10 protein-coding genes are annotated in these 18,731 nt (G+C 41.6%); 3 read left to right on the forward strand and 7 right to left on the reverse strand.

Translation table 11 applies throughout. From position 1 onward, the window contains the following. Positions 1 to 98 precede the first annotated feature (98 nt). The 3 genes from H6G32_RS10845 to H6G32_RS10855 form a co-directional block, all read right to left on the reverse strand. Entirely contained in the window at positions 99 to 6,533 is a 6,435-nt protein-coding gene (locus H6G32_RS10845) for a non-ribosomal peptide synthetase (protein WP_199328069.1), read from the reverse strand. A 52-nt stretch (positions 6,534 to 6,585) separates the two neighbouring features. Next, entirely contained in the window at positions 6,586 to 7,548 is a 963-nt protein-coding gene (locus H6G32_RS10850) for a sterol desaturase family protein (protein ID WP_190457983.1), read from the reverse strand. 384 nt (positions 7,549 to 7,932) lie between these two features. Further along, positions 7,933 to 8,478 carry an NADPH-dependent FMN reductase gene (locus H6G32_RS10855; RefSeq protein WP_190457985.1) on the reverse strand — a complete coding sequence of 182 codons (546 nt, stop codon included), beginning with the start codon at positions 8,476 to 8,478 and terminating at the stop codon, positions 7,933 to 7,935. 403 nt (positions 8,479 to 8,881) lie between these two features. Between H6G32_RS10855 and ftsH the strand changes: the two genes are divergently transcribed. Next, entirely contained in the window at positions 8,882 to 10,783 is a 1,902-nt protein-coding gene (ftsH, locus tag H6G32_RS10860) for an ATP-dependent zinc metalloprotease FtsH (RefSeq protein WP_190457987.1), read from the forward strand. 10 nt (positions 10,784 to 10,793) lie between these two features. Here the strand turns inward: ftsH and H6G32_RS10865 are convergent, their stop codons facing one another. The 3 genes from H6G32_RS10865 to dacB form a co-directional block, all read right to left on the reverse strand. After that, entirely contained in the window at positions 10,794 to 11,453 is a 660-nt protein-coding gene (locus H6G32_RS10865; protein ID WP_190457989.1) for a hypothetical protein, read from the reverse strand. 2 nt (positions 11,454 to 11,455) lie between these two features. After that, entirely contained in the window at positions 11,456 to 11,830 is a 375-nt protein-coding gene (locus H6G32_RS10870) for a hypothetical protein (RefSeq protein ID WP_242046555.1), read from the reverse strand. Between the two features lie 98 nt (positions 11,831 to 11,928). After that, positions 11,929 to 13,392 carry a D-alanyl-D-alanine carboxypeptidase/D-alanyl-D-alanine endopeptidase gene (gene dacB / locus H6G32_RS10875; protein WP_190457991.1) on the reverse strand — a complete coding sequence of 488 codons (1,464 nt, stop codon included), beginning with the start codon at positions 13,390 to 13,392 and terminating at the stop codon, positions 11,929 to 11,931. A 284-nt stretch (positions 13,393 to 13,676) separates the two neighbouring features. Between dacB and H6G32_RS10880 the strand changes: the two genes are divergently transcribed. Both H6G32_RS10880 and H6G32_RS10885 read left to right on the forward strand, forming a co-directional pair. Continuing rightward, positions 13,677 to 14,015: a CU044_2847 family protein gene (locus H6G32_RS10880; protein WP_190457993.1), complete on the forward strand. Its 339-nt coding sequence runs from the start codon at positions 13,677 to 13,679 to the stop codon at positions 14,013 to 14,015. Continuing rightward, positions 13,999 to 18,207 (forward strand): nSTAND1 domain-containing NTPase, encoded by a 4,209-nt coding sequence (locus H6G32_RS10885; RefSeq protein WP_190457995.1) that lies wholly within the window; start codon positions 13,999 to 14,001, stop codon positions 18,205 to 18,207. The genes H6G32_RS10880 and H6G32_RS10885 overlap by 17 nt, the downstream gene beginning before the upstream one ends. A gap of 49 nt (positions 18,208 to 18,256) precedes the next feature. Here H6G32_RS10885 and H6G32_RS10890 read toward each other — a convergent pair. Beyond that, a partial coding sequence (locus H6G32_RS10890) for a zinc ribbon domain-containing protein (RefSeq protein WP_190457997.1) occupies positions 18,257 to 18,731 on the reverse strand: 475 nt, incomplete at its 5' end.

Here is an 18,731-nt window from a genome sequence, read left to right on the forward strand (position 1 = left end):
ATTTGTGGCAAACCTTCATCGTTAAATGTAGCATTTATTTCTCATTTCCCTGCTACACGGCAGTAAGTATGGCAGTTACCAGGGTAATTAGGACAACCTTAAAGACTTAGATCCTTGTCAAATTCACAAATCTGGCTAGTTGGATGTTGGACGAGCTTCTGGAGAATTTCCTGATAATAGCTAAACAGAAACTCGATGGTTTCATTTGTAAATAACTCTGTGCTGTACAAGACTTTAATTTCCATAGTTGGCTTATTTACAGAAGGTGAAGAAACAAAAATTTCTAAAGGCATTTCCTGATACCACAAGCTGCGATCGCGCTTAATTGATACAAAGTCTACATCTAAGCTCCAGTGCTGCAAATCTTGTGTAGGTACCATAGTCAGGGATGCCGAGATGTTAAGCGGTTGTTTGCTGGTAATAGTATCAATGACTGTTTGCACAGCAATCTCTTTATTGTTGATTGCTTCTGTGAGGGTTTCTTTGATCTCTTCTAAAAGAGTAAGCCCTGTTTGCTCAGATGAGAGATGCGATAGCGTTCGCGGAGCGTGTGCTTTGCACTCAGCGCTGCTGCCAAGCGCAGATCGCAAAATTACGTCGTTGATGAAGCAACCGAGCATTTTTTCGGTTTCCACTGGACTACGATTACCAACTGTTACCATTACTAAAATTTCGTTTTTACCAGTGTACTTGAACAAAAGTATTTTCAGAGCAGTAAGGATAATGGTAAACAGACTAACTCTTTGAGAACGGCTGAGGGCTTCGATTGAGCTAACAAGACTCGCTGGCAAAACCACATAATAAACAGATGCGCTGATGCTATTACTCACCTGCGGCTGATGGCTGGACACTAGATCAGATCCTGGTGTAGTACTAGTCAGTTTTTGCAGCCAATAAGACAACTGCTTTTCTATAACTTTTTCATTAAAGTATTGACGCTGCCAGAGAGTAAAATCTGCATACTGAACAGGTAATTCGGGTAGTGGTGAAGGTAAACCATTGGTAAAAGCTGCATAGAGTATTCGTAACTCCTCCAACAACAGGCCAAATGACCACCCATCCGTAATAAGATGGTGTATATTTATTATCAACCAATGCTCCTGTTGAGCTAATCGCAGCAAAGTTGTTTTGATCAGAGGGCCTGAAGCTAGATCAAAATGGTGCTGATATTCTAGAGCAGCAAGTCTTTGTGCTTCAGATATTCGCTCTCTCTTAGGTAGGTTTTGTAAGTCTATGATCTCCAACGGTATGGTCAGGGATGGGGTAATGATTTGTACGGGTTGACCTTCTACTACAGTAAAGGTAGTACGTAATATTTCATGACGGCGAATAATTTCATTGAAGCTGGACTCCAACACACTTACAGAAAGAGCGCCAGAGAAACGTAAAGCAAAAAAGCTATTGTAGGCAGAACTTTCAGGAGTTAATTGCTGTAAACACCAGATAGACTCTTGTGCAAAAGATAGTGGGATATATCTGTCTCGTACTTGAGGGACAAGAGGTGGTAAGGTGTCAAATTTCATACCACTTGCGCTCTGTTTCTGTACCTCCATCTGAAGCGCAGTTATTACTTGACTAAGTTCAGCTATAGTCGGTGCGGTAAATAGAGAACGGAGAGGAAGAGTAATGGCCAAACTTTCTCGAATGCGAGATATTACAGATGTTACCAGGAGAGAGTGTCCCCCCAATTCAAAGAAGTTATCATGAATGCCTACCTGCTCCCGATGTAATACTGTACACCAGATTTCGGCTAGTTGTTCTTCTAGCCAAGTACGGGGTGCAACAAAAGCGGCTTCTAGTTCTGAATTTGTTGTCTCTGGCTTTGGCAAAACCCGACGATCAACTTTACCATTAGGAGTTAGAGGCAAGGTTTTGAGCATCACAAAAGCCGCTGGTATCATATATTCAGGCAGATGTTCTTTCAGAAACTGACGCAATTTACTACTGGTCAATGTTTCTGTTTCGCTCACAATATAAGCTGTTAAATATTTATTTCCTGGGTTGTCTTCTCGAACAATTACCACCGCTTGTTGAACTTGGGCATATTGGTTCAGTACCGTTTCAATTTCGCCTAGTTCAATGCGAAAACCGCGAATTTTAACTTGGTGATCGATGCGTCCCAGGAATTCAATATTTCCATCTGGTAAAAAGCGCCCCAAATCTCCAGTTTTATAAAGTCGCTCATCTTCCACAAAAGGATTAGCAAGAAATCGCTCAGATGTTATGTCTGGACGATTCAAATACCCCCTAGCTAAACCTGCACCACCAAGGTATAGTTCCCCAGAAACACCAATGGGAACAGGTTGAAAATAGCGATCAAGAATGTAAACTTGGGTGTTGGCAATGGGACGACCAATAGGCGGAAATTTACTTGCTAATTTTCCAGGTGAAATTTGCCCAGAAGTTGTAACTACAGTATTTTCTGTAGGGCCGTAGTTATTAAAAAACTTAAATGGTAATGTATCTGATGGATAATGATTAAGTCTATCTCCACCAGTTAATATAATTCGCAAAGCTGTATTTTCTGACCATGCTAAAAGACATAATTTTTCTGCTAAGGGTGTAGGAATAAAACTAATAGTAATATTTTGTGATATCAACTGCTCTTGGAGGATTTTTGGTGAAAGCAGAAACTCTGATTTAATTAAATATATACTTGCCCCGACTACTAAATAAGGCCATAATTCCCAGACAGCAGCATCAAACGCTGTTCCTGCTAACTGTGTCGTTCGATCTGATGATTTAACTTCAAAATTATTTAAGTGCCAAAACAGTAAATTTAACAGTGCTGAATGTTGAATCAGCACACCTTTCGGTCGCCCTGTTGAACCAGAAGTATAGATTACATAAGCTAAATTTCCAGGTTGTACACTATTAATAGGATTATCTAAACTCTGACTCGCAATAATTTCTAAATCTTTATCCCAACAAATGATTTTGGTTTGCCCTTGCTCTAGCGTTGCTGATAAATGTGGCAGTAATGAAGAATGAGTCAAGATAACCGATATTTGCGAATCTGCCACCATATAATTGAGGCGTTCTGGCGGATAATTGGGATCTAGGGGAACATAAGCACCACCAGCTTTCAAAATGCCCAAAAATCCCACTATCATTTCAAAAGAACGTTCTAAATAAACACCCACTAAAGTTTCTTTTTCTACGCCTAGAGACTGCAAATAATGGGCTAGTTGGTTAGCTTGTAGATTTAAGTGTCGGTAGGTTAATTGCTGATTTTCAAACACTAATGCCACTGCATCAGGTGTTTTTTCTGCTTGTTCTGTTACTAATTCATGAACACATTTATTTTGTGGGTAATCAGTTTGTGTATTATTCCATTCCACCAGTAACTGATGTTGTTCTGCTGCTGTTAGTAAAGGTAATTGTCCGACTCGCTCATCTGGATTAGTAACAATAGCCCCTACCAACGTTTGAAAATGCTCTACCATCCTGGCAATAGTCTCACCATCAAACAAGTTGGCATTATATTCAAATGCCCCCCTGAGTTCTGAGTCTATTTCTTGCATTGACAGGGTTAAATCAAAAGTCGCACCTGCGGTTGGTCTGTCTAATTCGATCTGCGTTATATTCAAACCTGGCAGTTTTGGTTTTTCCACTGGGGAATTTTGCAATACAAACATCACCTGGAATAGCGGACTATGGCTGAGGTGACGTTGTGGTTGGAGAACTTCAACTAGTTGATCAAAAGGTACATCTTGGTGAGCGTAAGCATCAAGCGCAACCTGTCTTACCTGAGCTAGTAGTTCTCTAAATGTGGGGTTGTTCTCTAAGCGGGTACGTAAAACCAGAGTGTTGACAAAAAAACCAATTAATGACTCAAGGGCTGGACGGTTGCGGTTAGTAATGGGAGAGCCGATGACAATATCTTCCTGACCAGTGTAGCGATAAAGCAACGTCGCAAAAGCCGCTTGGAGAGTCATAAATAGGGAAGTACCTGACTTCTGACTGAGGATTTTTAGTTTGTTAGTCAGGTCATGACCCAACTTAAACCTCTCGATACTACCTCGAAATTTCTGCATAGCAGAACGTGGGTGATCTGTTGGTAATTCTATTACAGGTGGAGCATCTGCTAATTGTTGTTTCCAGTAGTTTAGCTGGGTAGTGATAATATCATTTTGCTGCCACTGACGTTGCCAGTGAGCGTAATCTGCATACTGAATCGGCAAATCTGGTAAGGGAGAAGCGGCATAGAAACTAGACAATTCTTTGAGAAAGATTCCCACTGACCAAGCATCAGAAATAATATGGTGCATTGTCACTAGCAGAACGTGGGAATCTGACTCTAGGCGAATGAGTTTGACTCTTAATAAAGGTGCTGTGCTTAAATCAAAACGTTGTGTATATTCTGCGGTAATTAATCTTTGTAATTCCGTCAGTCGCTCAACTTCTGGTAATTCTTGTAAGTCCACTAACGGTAAAGTAAATGGTACAGTTGCAGCAATAAATTGCACTGGTTTTTCATCTACCATGCCAAAGGAAGTACGCAGGGTTTCGTGACGTTGAATAATTGAATCTATAGCTTGTTGGAATACTGTTAAATTCAGCCGACCAACTAAACGCAATGCTCTGGCAATATTGTAGGCAGCATTTGCCCCTTCCATTTGGTCGAGAAACCAAAATCGCTGCTGAGTCAAAGATAAGGGTAATTCCAGAAACCGGGAAACTGGCTGTAAAGCTGGCAGGGAGTTAGTTTGCTGATTTTGATGCTGGAAAGTTGCAATCTTTTCGCTTAAACTGGCTACGGTAAGCGATTCAAATAAAACGCTGACCGATAATTCCACAGATAAGGCTTCGCGCAATCTAGATATAACTAAACTGGCCAGCAGCGAATGCCCTCCCAATTCTAAAAAGTTGTCATAAATGCCTACTTTTTCTAATCCTAAAACTTCCGCCCAAATGTTAGCTATAATTTGTTCTTTTGGAGTACGGGGTGCAACAAAGTTACGAATATCAGCAGATATATTTGGTGCAGGTAAACTGTTGCGGTCTAATTTGCCGTTGGGTAATACTGGCAGTTTCTCCATCAGCACAAAGGCATTAGGAACCATATAATCTGGTAGTTTATGCTCTAAAAAACTGCGGATTTCTCCCCAATTAAAGGCTTGATTGTTAACTACAATATAGGCTATTAGGCGCTGGTCTCCTGGGATATCTTCTCTAACGGTGACTATACCTTCCCGGACATGGGGATGAAGCTTCAATACAGATTCGATTTCTTCCAGTTCAACTCGCATCCCTCGGATATTTACCTGAAAGTCGATCCGACCAAGAATTTCTAAAGTACCGTTGCTGGAGTAGCGAGCGACATCGCCAGTTTTGAAAAGTCGTTTTTGTGGCTCAAAAGGATTATCAATAAATTTTTCAGCATTCGCTTGAGTCCGGTTTAGATAGCCACGAGCTAAGGTAGAACCTGCAATATGTAGTTCCCCCGACTCACCAATTTTTACTGGCTCAAGTTGAGAGTTGAGTACATAAACTTGCTGAATCTTTCCCAGAGGATTACCAACTGGCACATATCCCTCTTCAAGGTTGCAGTCATCTGGAATGGGATAAAAACCATTGCCAATACTTTCTGTTTGACCTAAGATATTAAAAAATCGGGGTGGTGTTTTAAAAAGGTTGCGTAACTTTTTAATTAATTGATAAGGTAGTAATTCGCCACCAAATACTATTAATCTTAATTTTGATTTGCTCAGTGCTTTAGTATATTTCACATCTAAACTTTCTAAAGCCATGAGTCCATAACGCCACACGGAAGGTACACCATCAGAGATAGTGACCCCCTGTGTTTGGATTAATTCAAATAGACTGAGGGGAGTTCTAGTTTGTTCGCGGGTAGCAATGATACTTGTAGCACCTTGGGATAAAGGTAAGAATAATTGTCTGACTGAGGCAGTAAATGAGAAAGATGCTGTGTGGAGATAAATATCGTTGCTATTGACTGGGATTATTTTAGCGATCGCCTCAATATAACTACAAACACTGGCATGAGGCATCTGTACTCCTTTTGGCTTGCCAGTAGAGCCAGAAGTATATATTAAGTAAGCGAGGTTTTCCGGTGTCACATCACACACTGGATTTTGTTGGCTTTGTTGCTCAATTTTCTCCCAGTCTGCATCAAGAAAAATCACTGAAGCGGTAGTAACAGGTAGTATCTCTATCCACTCTGTTTTAGTTAAAAGCACTTTTAAGTGAGTATCCTCTAACATAAATGCCAGACGTTCTTGGGGATAAGCAGGGTCTAAGGCAACATAAGCTCCACCCGCTTTGAGGATACCAAGAATTCCTATAATTACTTCAATAGAGCGCTCTACGCATAGACCCACCAATACCTCTGGGCCTACCCCCATCCCTTGCAAGTGATGTGCCAGTTGATTAGCTTTTGCATTCAATTCTCTGTAGGTCAATTGCTGGTTTTCAAATACTACTGCTACTGCGTCAGATGTTTTTTCTACCTGCTCTGCAAACACCTGATGAATGCAGTTGTTTTGAGAATATTCAATTTCTTCTGTCATGTCTAAATGTTTATTAAAATAAAGTGGTATTATGGCGCAAATTTAGGATTAATCAGACTGAGTTTTTGCTGATTCTCTGCCCAATTGCTCTCAAAGGCTGTAAAAACATATTGGTGACACTATTAAACAAATTTGATTCTCCATCTGATAAACCAAAGCTCAGTTTTTCATAGTTGCTTGGCACGTATAAAGAGCCAAACATCCAGTCCCAAAATGCGAAAATATAACCGAAGTTTTTATCATAATGTTTGGGGTCTACACTATGATGAATTTGGTGTTGTGCTGGACTGATAAATATATGGCTGATCCACTGAGGATAAGCTAACCAGATATGAGAATGACGCAAGTTATATCCTGCTAAATAAAAGATAAAAATCTCAAAGCTGACTCCATAAATTAATAACTCTTTCATCCCGTTTCCAAACAAGTAAATCCAAATGCCTGCTCCAAAATTAGTGATTGTAACAATCGTTATTGTGCCTAAAAACATCTCAAATGGATGAATGCGATATACGGTCAATGGTGTGATGACTTCGGCTGAATGATGTACTTTATGAAATTCCCACAAAATAGGAATTTTATGAGCCAGACAATGGTATAGAAAATTAGCAAAGTCACCTAATAATGCTACAAAAATGCTGAATACAACCTGCTGCCATAATTGGGGACTCGTGACTATAAAAGGTGTGGTAATGCCTGTAATTTGTATCAAACCTTGGACAGTTATATCGGTAACTTTTGCTAAAGATAGTGTTGTTGGCACTACGAAAAATATCTGGAACAAGGAAATTAAAAAGAAATATTTGTATAGAGCAATAGATGAAGGATGTAAATAAACTTCTTTAGGTAAAAGGTATTCTAGTAAACTTTTCTCTTTGTCCCGATTTGCTAGACCAATTATATATAGTATTGTCGCCAGTAAAATAGTTGAAAGCAGATATAACCAATAAATTTGAGATGATGCCAAAAATGGTATTTTAAATGGATACAAAATACTGTTCAATATTTCCATCATTTTTGCTGTATTGCCAAAATTTAGCTTAGAGACAATTTATCTACTCGTATGTACTTATGAAATGCCGGCTATTATTTGAGGTGGGTTTTCCCTCGTTCTGGCATCCTTTGCAGGTTACGCTTTAGCCCTTTCGGGTCAGCTTTCCAGCTAAACGAATCGCAGCCCTTTTGGGACGGTGACCGCCAAGACAGGAATTTCCCTTATCAAGTAACCACAGTAGAGGTAATAACTTGGTTAATAATTCAGTATTTTTACTTAAAAAATTAGTATTACACATCCCCTTGATAAATTCAATACCTTCGCCTTTGCTATTCTACAAATGAAGCGACAGAGGATAAGAGGGAGAAACTATGCACAGAAATGTCCTCCCCTTATCCTTTATTTCTAACTAACTCCGCGCAGTTTACGAGTGTTATCAACTAAACTTTGAGCAAATTGATCAAAGCGTTGGGAAAGCTTTTCATCCAGCAGCTTACCTTCAGGATTGAAAGCACCGTAAGCTTGTCCGATCGCAATTTGTTCTGGAATCACCCAACCATGTACCCAGCGGACGATTAACCGTAGCTCATTAAGGGCGTTACTATTAGACTGACCCCCCAAAATGCTAATCAGTCCCGTCACTTTACCAGACAGTTCGTCAAAGCTCATCAAATCTAGGGAATTTTTCAGGACACCACTCACACCGCCATGATATTCTGGTGTTGCCAAAATTAACCCATCGGCGTTGCGAACGGTATCGCGCAACCGTTGCACGTCTGGATACTCTGGATACTCCTTGGCACCAGTACAAAATGGTAATTGCAATTGTCGCAAATCCAGAATTTCTACCTCTGCCCCTAGGGCTGCTACTCGTTGCACTGCTATTTGCAAACCTAGCTGAGTGTAGGAGCCGGGTCTTAAACTACCACCAATGCCCACAATTTTTACCATAATTCACCCATAAAATAATATTTAACCACTATCATCAAAATTCTAGAAAAGCGTAGTCATTATGATTATGCTTATCTTAGCGATTTATATTGTACGATGTCAAATTCCCATTGAGCGGTTTTGGGTTAGGAGGAGAGAGCAAATAAAATTTCGTCAAAAAAATTACTCAAGGAATGCCTAATCGAGAGTTGGATGCTGGGCTGTTTGCCTTGCCATTCCTCCTAGGAGCCAGATTACCCAGACTAATAAGCTACATAGTGTAACTAGTGGAGATTTGGGAATGGTTTTGTCTGGAAGTTAGACTAGATGAGACAACTGTAATTTCCAGTTATTGCAATTTCTGCTAGAAGAATAGGCATAAAACCAGTTCTCAGCTTATGCCAACAGACAAAGGGTAATTAATATGACAAATTTTGGGAAAAAAGCATTGATGAAACAGGGATTGGCAAAGCGGTCTGCTTGGACTGGGGCCATAGTAGCTAGCTTGATCATGCTGCCAAGCATTTTTGGGGGTGCTCCCGTCTTGGCGCAAAAAACAGAGCGCGAGTCCTTAACTTATGGGGAGTTGCTTCAGAAAACGGAGAAAGGGGAAATCAAAAAAGTAGAACTGGATGAAACTGAACAGACAGCCAGGGTTTATTTAGCGGGGCAAAAGCCAGATACACCACCCATACAGGTGCGACTTTTAGAGCAAAACTCGGAGTTAATTAACAAACTCAAAGAAAAAAACGTTGACTTTGGTGAGGTTTCCTCAGCTAACAGTAGAGCGGCTGTAGGGTTGTTGATCAACCTGATGTGGATTTTGCCGCTGGTGGCTTTAATGCTGTTGTTCCTGCGTCGCTCTACCAATGCTTCTAGCCAAGCGATGAATTTTGGCAAATCTCGCGCTCGCTTCCAGATGGAGGCTAAAACAGGTGTGAAATTTGAAGATGTGGCTGGGGTGGAAGAAGCGAAGGAAGAACTGCAAGAAGTCGTTACTTTTCTTAAACAGCCAGAAAGATTTACGGCTGTTGGCGCACGCATTCCCAAAGGAGTGCTGTTAATTGGGCCTCCCGGTACTGGTAAAACTTTACTAGCAAAAGCGATCGCTGGGGAAGCTGGTGTACCTTTCTTCAGTATTTCTGGTTCAGAATTTGTGGAAATGTTTGTTGGTGTGGGTGCTTCCCGCGTCCGCGACTTGTTCAAGAAAGCCAAAGACAATGCCCCCTGTTTAATATTTATCGATGAAATTGACGCTGTGGGGCGGCAGCGGGGTGCTGGTATTGGTGGCGGTAACGATGAGCGGGAACAAACCCTCAATCAACTGCTGACGGAGATGGATGGTTTTGAAGGTAATACAGGCATTATTATTATTGCTGCCACCAACCGCCCCGACGTACTAGATTCAGCATTGTTGCGTCCCGGACGCTTTGACAGACAAGTGATGGTGGATGCACCAGACCTCAAAGGACGACTGGAAATTTTAAAAGTTCATGCCCGGAATAAGAAAATTGATCCTAGTGTATCTTTAGATGCGATCGCACGCCGCACCCCAGGGTTCACCGGTGCAGACTTAGCCAACTTACTCAACGAAGCGGCAATTCTCACCGCCAGAAGACGCAAAGAGGCTGTCACTATCCTCGAAATTGACGCTGCTATTGATCGGGTAGTCGCTGGGATGGAAGGTACCCCCTTAGTAGACAGCAAAAACAAGCGCTTAATTGCCTACCATGAAGTCGGACACGCCTTGGTGGGTACATTCCTTAAAGACCATGACCCAGTGCAAAAAGTCACCCTCATCCCACGGGGACAAGCCCTAGGATTGACTTGGTTTACCCCCAATGAGGAGCAAGGTTTAATTTCTCGTTCCCAAATCAAAGCTAGGATTACCGCCACTTTAGGTGGTCGCGCCGCTGAGGAAATTGTTTTTGGTAAACCAGAAGTAACCACAGGGGCAGGAAATGACCTGCAACACGTGACAAATATGGCACGGCAGATGGTAACAAAATTCGGGATGTCTGAATTAGGGCCAGTCTCCCTAGAAAATCCGAGTAGCGAGGTATTTTTAGGGCGCGACTGGATGAATAAATCAGATTATTCTGAAGAAATTGCCGCTAAAATTGATAGTCAAGTCCGCGAAATTATCAACACTTGTTACATCAAAGCAAAGGAACTATTGGAAGAACACCGCATAGTTTTGGAGCGATTAGTTGATTTGTTAACAGAGCAAGAGACCATTGAGGGCGAAGTATTCCGCCAAATTGTAGCTGACAACGTTGAAGTAGTTGATCAGGTAATTGATCAGAAGTTGGCAGTACCTCATTAGGGGACAGCTATCACCTGGTAGCCTTAGAAATGGTGCGTTGGCGATAGCGCAACGCACCATATTCTCTTAATTTTAATGGTGTAGCATAAAGAGAACGATAGAACGGAAACTCTTTAAATGGTGGTGTGATGGGATAATTAGCTCTTACTTTTTCTCTCACCATGACTTCAATAACTGCACAAGCAAGGTCATGGAAGAATGCTCTAGAAGACCCGATTTCTCCAAAGGTTCCCCACTTAAAATAAACTTCACCAGATCCAAAAATATCACTAATTGCAGGTTCTTGGAGCTTAGATTTTGCTCCAATAAAAACACTATTAGCATATTCTTCGGGTATGCCAACTCTAACTACATCTAATGATGTTGCTAGAGAAAAATTGACTTCGCGTTCTAATTCAGTTGAAATAACAACATTCAATACCAATTTGTCAGAATTATTGGGTTCAAAAATAGCACCTAAGCAGCCATAAAGAAATCTAGCACCCAGAGGCACTAATCTCTCAAGCATTACTTGCTTTTTAGATAATGAACCACTTTTGGCATGATTATTTATAGTTTCTCTCCTTTCATCTACAGCAGGATAAATAGGTCGGAAATTCCAAGGATAATTAAAATTTTCATCCTTCCAAATACGAGCTTTTCCCGTTAAGCCTAGATCAAGTTGTTTCATATTTACTCAATCCCCCAAGGTTTTCGCCAATTCCGATTGAAATCTTCTGGATAAGCTTTAATTACATCAGGATGATACAAGCTAAATGGTGATACACCATAATCTGCTATAGCCTTAAGATGAGCTTCAGCCCATTTATCACCTTCTTCCATTAGTTTAGCCTCTTTCAGTTCATGAAAGTAGAAACTAGCATCAGATCCAGAAATTGTTTGTCCTGAATCTAAAGCTTGCTGAAGCCGCTGAATCATCTTTATATTAGGTAAATATTCAGGAAATCGACCAATATGCTTTTTGACAATCTCTAATTTTTCTGGCTCAACAATATACTCCTTACCAGCTAAAATGCCAAAAAAATCTGTTCCCGGTGTTACAGACAAAAGAGGTACTCACTTTTAGTTAATTTTGTTTGCTTCTTAAGTAGATGCATAAAAACATACAAATTTTCTAATACTTATCCCCTTTATTTTTACAATATTTAACAACGCCGCAACTGCGTTAATAACACCACAATTTCATCAATTCCTTGCCTGATAACAGTAGCAGACTGTTCAGATTGATTCACCATAATACTGAAAGCCAAAGGCTCATACTGTGGCAAATTCACATATCCAGAAAGAGAAACTGTACCTCTCATTGTGCCTGTTTTTGCTTGCACAATACCCTCAGCTGATGTGTTAAGAAAGCGATTTTTGAGAGTTCCGCTTTTCCCCGCTACGGGTAAAGATGCACGATACACAGATGCTGCTGGTGTTTTTGCCATTCCCCGTAACGTTTGGATTAAAGCAAATGGAGTCACTAAGTTACGACGTGATAAACCAGAACCATCCACCAAAACATAATTCGCTGAATCAACACCCAATTGAGTTAAACTTGCTTTGACAACTTCTAAACCCACATCAGCACTACTCTGATTTAAACCTCTGGTTTTTTTCACAGCTAATGATCTGAGTAATGCCTCAGCATAGAGATTATTACTATTTACATTTGTCTCTATCAATAATTCAGATAAAGGAGGCGATTCTACAGATGCTATTTCCTGTTGATTAGTACCACCATTTACTACCAATGTTTGCCCCAAGGAAATTTTTTCTGAGTCCAAAATTGTGCGGAAGCGCCGTAAGAAATATTGATTAGGAGCAATTACAGGCAAATTTACTAAATATGGTTCAGCATTTGCTGTCAATTGTCCTGTAATGCGTAAGACTGTTCCTGATAAATCGCGGGTAACGTTGATGTAGGTTGGTTGATTTTGAGCAACTGTTACGGACTGATTAATTATGCCCCACTGTTTTGCTTCGTTGGTATCATTCCACGCTACTTGTGAAATTTTACCCACAGTTTGGGGTAGAAGCTTGAAACTAAAAGCATTTTGATTCAGAATCAAGCTGTTGACTGGTGCACCATAATCTGATTGCACATCTTCCCATTGCCAAGTAGGGTTAACAATGTCCCCTTGAATATAACTATCATCGGCAATTAACTGCTTAATTTCGGTAATGCCTTGCTGTTTTAATTGCTGTGTTAATGCTTGTAATTGAAGATCATTTAAACTAGGGTCTCCCCTACCCACAACTCGTAAAACACCATTGCTATTGCTATAAATGGAGGTGCGAAAGCGAAAATTTTCGCCTAGTTGCTGTAATGCAGCAGCGGTTGTTAGTAGCTTGAGGTTAGAAGCAGGAACAAAGTATTTCTGAGCATCGCGACTGTAAAGAGTTTGCTCAGATGACAGGGGTTGTACCATAATACCCCAGTGCGATCGCATAAATTGAGGACGATTGAGCACCGCATCCACAGATGTACCCAGTTGAGCAGGACAAATTGATTTGCTGGTAGTTACCGATACTACTGGAGTTTGGGCTCTGGCTATTTGCTGGTTTATACCAATTTGCGTACCAAGAAGCAGCAGCATCAAGCCAATAGTAATTTTTTTAGACATCAGAATAATTCTTAAAACTATTTGATGATGATAACTTGGGTTAGTACTGTTTCACCCAAGTTAGAGTTATGAGCATTGTGCAGCCATCAGGAAGACACATCACCACGATATAACAAGCTCATTTTGTGATGTAAAAAAATAGTAGGGTATAAACATCGCCTAACCAAACAATACTAGAATTTCCAGACCATATTGCAGGAAATTACACATATCTCGGCTCAATACCTACTATAATCTGTAAGACTAGAAATTTTCGTATTTATACACAATCTTGTAAGTTTATTGTGAAACGCATAGTAGAATTTCCTCTTGAAAGTGGCGAATTTATTCTTGTTGAAGTAGACGAAACAACACAAACCGATGATCGCATCGGTTTGCGAGACCAAGTAGTTGATAAGGCTACACAGACTTTTGAGTCAGCCCTAGAAACCGTCAAACCGATAGCGAATGCAATTATTACCAAAATAGGCAGCCTCAAACAGCCGGCAGATGAAGTGGAAGTCAAGTTTGGCATCAAAATTAGCGCTCAACTTGGGGCGGTTGTAGCTTCTGGTAATAGTGAAGTCAACTATGAAATCACCTTGAAGTGGAAAAAAGATTCACAAAATGGCAGCACCCTTTGAGTCATCTATTGTCAGAATTTACTCCAATAGTGGCAAAGTAATTGGTGCTGGCTTCTTAGTTTCCCAAAAGTACATCCTCACCTGCGCCCATGTTGTAGCTGATGCCTTGGGACTTCCGAGAAAAACTGCTGAAATGCCAGATGCAGAAATTACCTTGGACTTTCCGCTAGTGGCGGCTAAACAGTACCTAAAAGCCAAAGTAGTCTTTTGGCGACCTCTTAATCCCGATGCAGAAGCAGAAGATATTGCTGGATTGGAGTTAGAAAATTCTCCCCCAACATCTCAAAAAGCACTATTAGTTACATCTGATGATTTTTGGGGACATTCTTTTCGTGTATTGGGTTTTCCCGATGGAAAACTCGATGGGGTTTTTGCAGTGGGAGAGTTACGGGGAAAACTTGCTAACGGTTGGGTGCAACTAGAGGATTTCAAACAACCAGGTTATAGATTAGAACCTGGTTTCAGCGGTGCGCCCATCTGGGATGAAGAACTTCAGGGTGTAGCAGGAATGGCTGTGGCGGCTGAAATGAAACGACCAGAAACCAAAGCAGCTTTTATGATTCCCACGGAGGTGCTAATTACAGCATGGACAGCTATTGCCTCTTGTCCCTATCGTGGTCTATTTGCTTTCCAGCAAGAAGATGCGCGATTTTTTTTTGGGCGGGAGATTTTCACCCGGAACCTGGTAGATGCTGTCCAAAGACAGTCCCTGGTAGCAATAATTGGGGCTTCTGGTAGCGGTAAGTCTAGTGTAGTGTTTGCGGGTTTGATTCCCCATCTGTACCAACAAAATAATTGGCTGATTGAGTCCTTCCGTCCCAAGACTCATCCTCTGGATGAACTAGCAGCAATACTTGTGCGTCTACGTGAACCAAAGGAGAGGAAGGTACAACAAGATTTTGATGCTGGAAAATTAGTTGGTGAGTTACGAGAGGGTAAAATGGCAGTACATACCGTTTTATCCCGAATTTTGGCGCAAGCAGCGAATTCTCGCCTATTGCTTGTTGTCGATCAATTTGAGGAACTGTATACGTCTCGCTTAGATGTTAAAGAGCGTCAGTTATTTTTAAATCAATTACTGGAAGCTGTAGAGTTAGTGCAGAATTTTACCCTTGTGCTGACGCTGCGGGCTGATTTTCTGGGATATGCGCTTGAGGATCGTCGCTTTGCCGATGCTTTGCAGAATGCTGATTTAAAACTTGCTCCGATGAGCCGAGAAGAATTGCAGCGGGCGATCGCTCTACCTGCAAACAAGCAAGGGGTAAGCTTAGAAGAAGGTCTTGCAGAGCGGATTCTCCAAGCGGTAGCAGATTCACCAGGAAATTTGCCATTACTGGAATTTGCTTTAACCCAACTGTGGGTACAGCGGCAAAATGGACAAATGACTCATGCTGCTTATGAAGCGATTGGCGGTGTAGAAAAGTCCTTGGCGAATCATGCAGAAACTGAGTTTGCCAAACTCAAACCAGAGGAACAACAACGGGCACAGCAAGTATTTGTCCAACTGGTGCGTCCTGGGGAAGGTACAGAAGACACCCGGCGACTGGCTACCAGAAATGAGGTGGGAGAAAATAACTGGGATTTGGTCACGCGCCTAGCTGATGCAAGGCTGGTGGTGACTGGACGTGATGAAACTGCTAAGACTGCTAGTAAAGAAACAGTAGAGATTGTCCATGAAACCTTGATTCGGAAATGGGGACGGCTGCACGGATGGATGGAGAGCGATCGCTCTTTCCGCATTTGGCAAGAATTATTGCGATCGAGAATCCGTCAATGGGAAAATGCCGGACAAGATGAGGGTTCATTGCTGCGAAGTGTCCCTCTAGGGGAGGCGGAAAATTGGCTCAAGCAGCGCCAAGATGAGTTGAGCCAAGCAGAGCAAGGTTTCATCCAGCGGAGTTTGGCACTCAGAGAACGCGATCGCCAGCAGCAGGAACGCGATCGCCAGCTAACTCTATTTGGGCTGACAGGTGGTTTAATACTAGTCTCAATCCTCGCTGTAGTTGCATTTTGGCTACGATGGACAGCTGAAGTTGAAGGCGCTGGAGTCACCGCTTTAAAAAACTTTGAGTCTGGCGCTGGAGAGATAGAAGCTTTAGTATCAGCAATGGAAGCAGGACAAGAAGCTAAAAAAATGGCTTTTTGGAATAGCCAATGTTTGCAAGACTGTCCGGCTACAAGTCCGCTGCTAGCTTTGCAGAAGATTCTGGATAATATTCATCAAACAAATCAAATCAATACTTACCAACAAGGTATAAACAGTATCCGTTTTCTTCCCAAGGAAAACCAAGAGGAAGACTTAATTGTTGCCGGTGGAGAGGATGGCAGGGTTACCTGGTGGGATTTCCAGGACAAAAAATTGAAAAGATTGAAATATATTGCACTGCACAATAACAGTATCAAAAGTATCGATTTTAGTCAAGATAAAAAAATCTTGGCTACAGGTGCAAGTAACGGTTGGGTAAAGCTGTGGGATGTCTCAAATAGTCAGAAGCCACCTGTTTTTATAAAATCTATGCATCATCAGTGTGCCAATGGTCAGCACTTAGGAGAATACCAGATACCAAATGAGGATGATAAATGTAGTGTCAAAAATGTCCGTTTTCTTCCAAATAACAAACTTCTGGCGACAACTGGAGATGATGGTACGCTCAGGCTGTGGCGTCTCAAGGGCGAACCGGTTGTACCAGCCATTAATGCTCACAAAGGCAGTATCAACAGTCTCAATCCTAGCCCAGATGGTCAGATGCTAGCTACAGCTGGAGAAGATGGAATGGCAATACTTTGGGATCTTAATGGAAAGCGACGGGCAGAATTTAAGGTTCATCAATGCAATGCCAACCCAAAACGTAGGGACGCTAAATGTAGTGTTAACAGTGTTTCGTTTTTTCCTGATGGTCAGCAAGTTACTACAGGTGGAAATGATGATACAGTCAGGTTGTGGAATCTTGCTGGAACAAAACTGTCACAGTTTGAGGCCCATCAGGATGGTGTTGAGACAGTCCGAATTAGCCCAGATGGTAAACAACTTGCTACAGCAGGCAAGGATGGCACCGTTAAGCTATGGGATTTTAATGGCAAACTACAAGCAGAGTTAAAGGGTCATCAGGGCAGTGTTGTTAGCATCCGGTTTAATGATCAGGGCAATACTCTTGCTACCTCTGGACAAGATGATGGTACGGTAAGACTCTGGGCAGTTCCAGGAAAATCATTAATCAAACCCAAAAATCCCTTAACCAAATTAGAAGGGCATACAAAAACTGTTGGCAGCGTTCGTTTTAGCCCAGATCGTAACTTACTGGCTACAGCTTCAGACGATGACACTGTTAGGCTTTGGAAACTGGAAGGAGATATGGTAACGCTGGTAAGGTCATTTCGCACCTACCAAGACGGTACTAATAGCGTGCGTTTTAGCCCCAAAAAACAAAAAGACTTACTTGCTACAGGTGGAAACAATGGCACAATTAAACTGTGGAAATACAGTGGAGAATTACTAAGAAAAATTAATGCTCATTCTAGCGCCATCCTAAGTACCAATTTTAATAATAATGGCGATGAGCTTGCTACTGCTGGGGATGATGGTATGGCCAAACGGTGGAACTTGGAAGGAAAGAAATTAGCCGAATTAAAACATCAAGGCAAGCTAGAGGCTACCAGGTTTAGCGCAGATGGTAAGCTCTTAGCTACAGTTGGAGAGAATGGAGCATGGTTGTGGAATATAAATGGCAAACTGTTAGCAGAATTGAAAGGTCATCAGGGCTATGTTCGCAGTGTTAGTTTTAGCCAAAAGGAAAATAAACTTGCTACTGCTGGAGATGATGGAACTATCAGGCTGTGGGATTTCTCAGGAAGGCAGGTAGCAACACCATTTAAGACTTATCAGAGCAGAGTTAGATCTATAAGTTTTAGCCCGGATGGTAAGCTCCTAGCTACAGCTTCTGCTACTAAAAAAATCCGGTTGTGGAATTTATCAGGACAACAAATTGCAGAATTTACAGGTCATCAGGGCAATATTAAAAGCGCAGATTTTAGCCCGAATGGCAAACTGCTAGCTACAGCCAGTTCCGACAATACGGCGATTTTGTGGCGCGTCAGAGGATTAGATCAACTCCTGGATGAAGGGTGCGATCGGCTCAAAGATTACTTTATAACTCATCCTGAAGAAAAGAAAAAACTTAGTGTGTGTCCTTGAATGAGATTTAATCGTGTTGACCTCTCCCCGGTCTAAAGACACGGGGATTCTAAACTGATGCTACGTCGTAGGCTGAAGCCGTACCACTTCGCTTTTTAGTTTTGGTTTCCCAGATACGAAATCTGGTAGCAAGGGTCAAAACTTGCCTACAGACCTTGACTAGGACGAGTCCTAATTGTGTCTCTACCTTGCGAAGTATATTCGCTGCACCATTTAAATCAGCGTTAATAAATAGTCCTTTTCCTGTGCGGAACATACCGCGGTTTACTCGTTTTCCACTTGGTTTCCACCCTTCAGGTTTTGCGCCGAAAGTAGGTAGAAAATCACCATCTAGAAAACTAGTTTTACTGGTATAGGATTCTTCAGTTTCTACAAATTTGATGCCGTGGTACTCGCATAACTGTTTAACTCGTTTTTTGAGTTTGGCGGTTGGTATCTGCACAAATGATTGCGTTGTTCTACCTAACTGCGCTTCTTGTCTTTGTCCCTGATTCCACCCAAATACCACTACACCAATTTGATGT

The sequence above is a fragment of the Cylindrospermum sp. FACHB-282 genome, assembly GCF_014697195.1.
Lineage (GTDB): Bacteria > Cyanobacteriota > Cyanobacteriia > Cyanobacteriales > Nostocaceae > Cylindrospermum.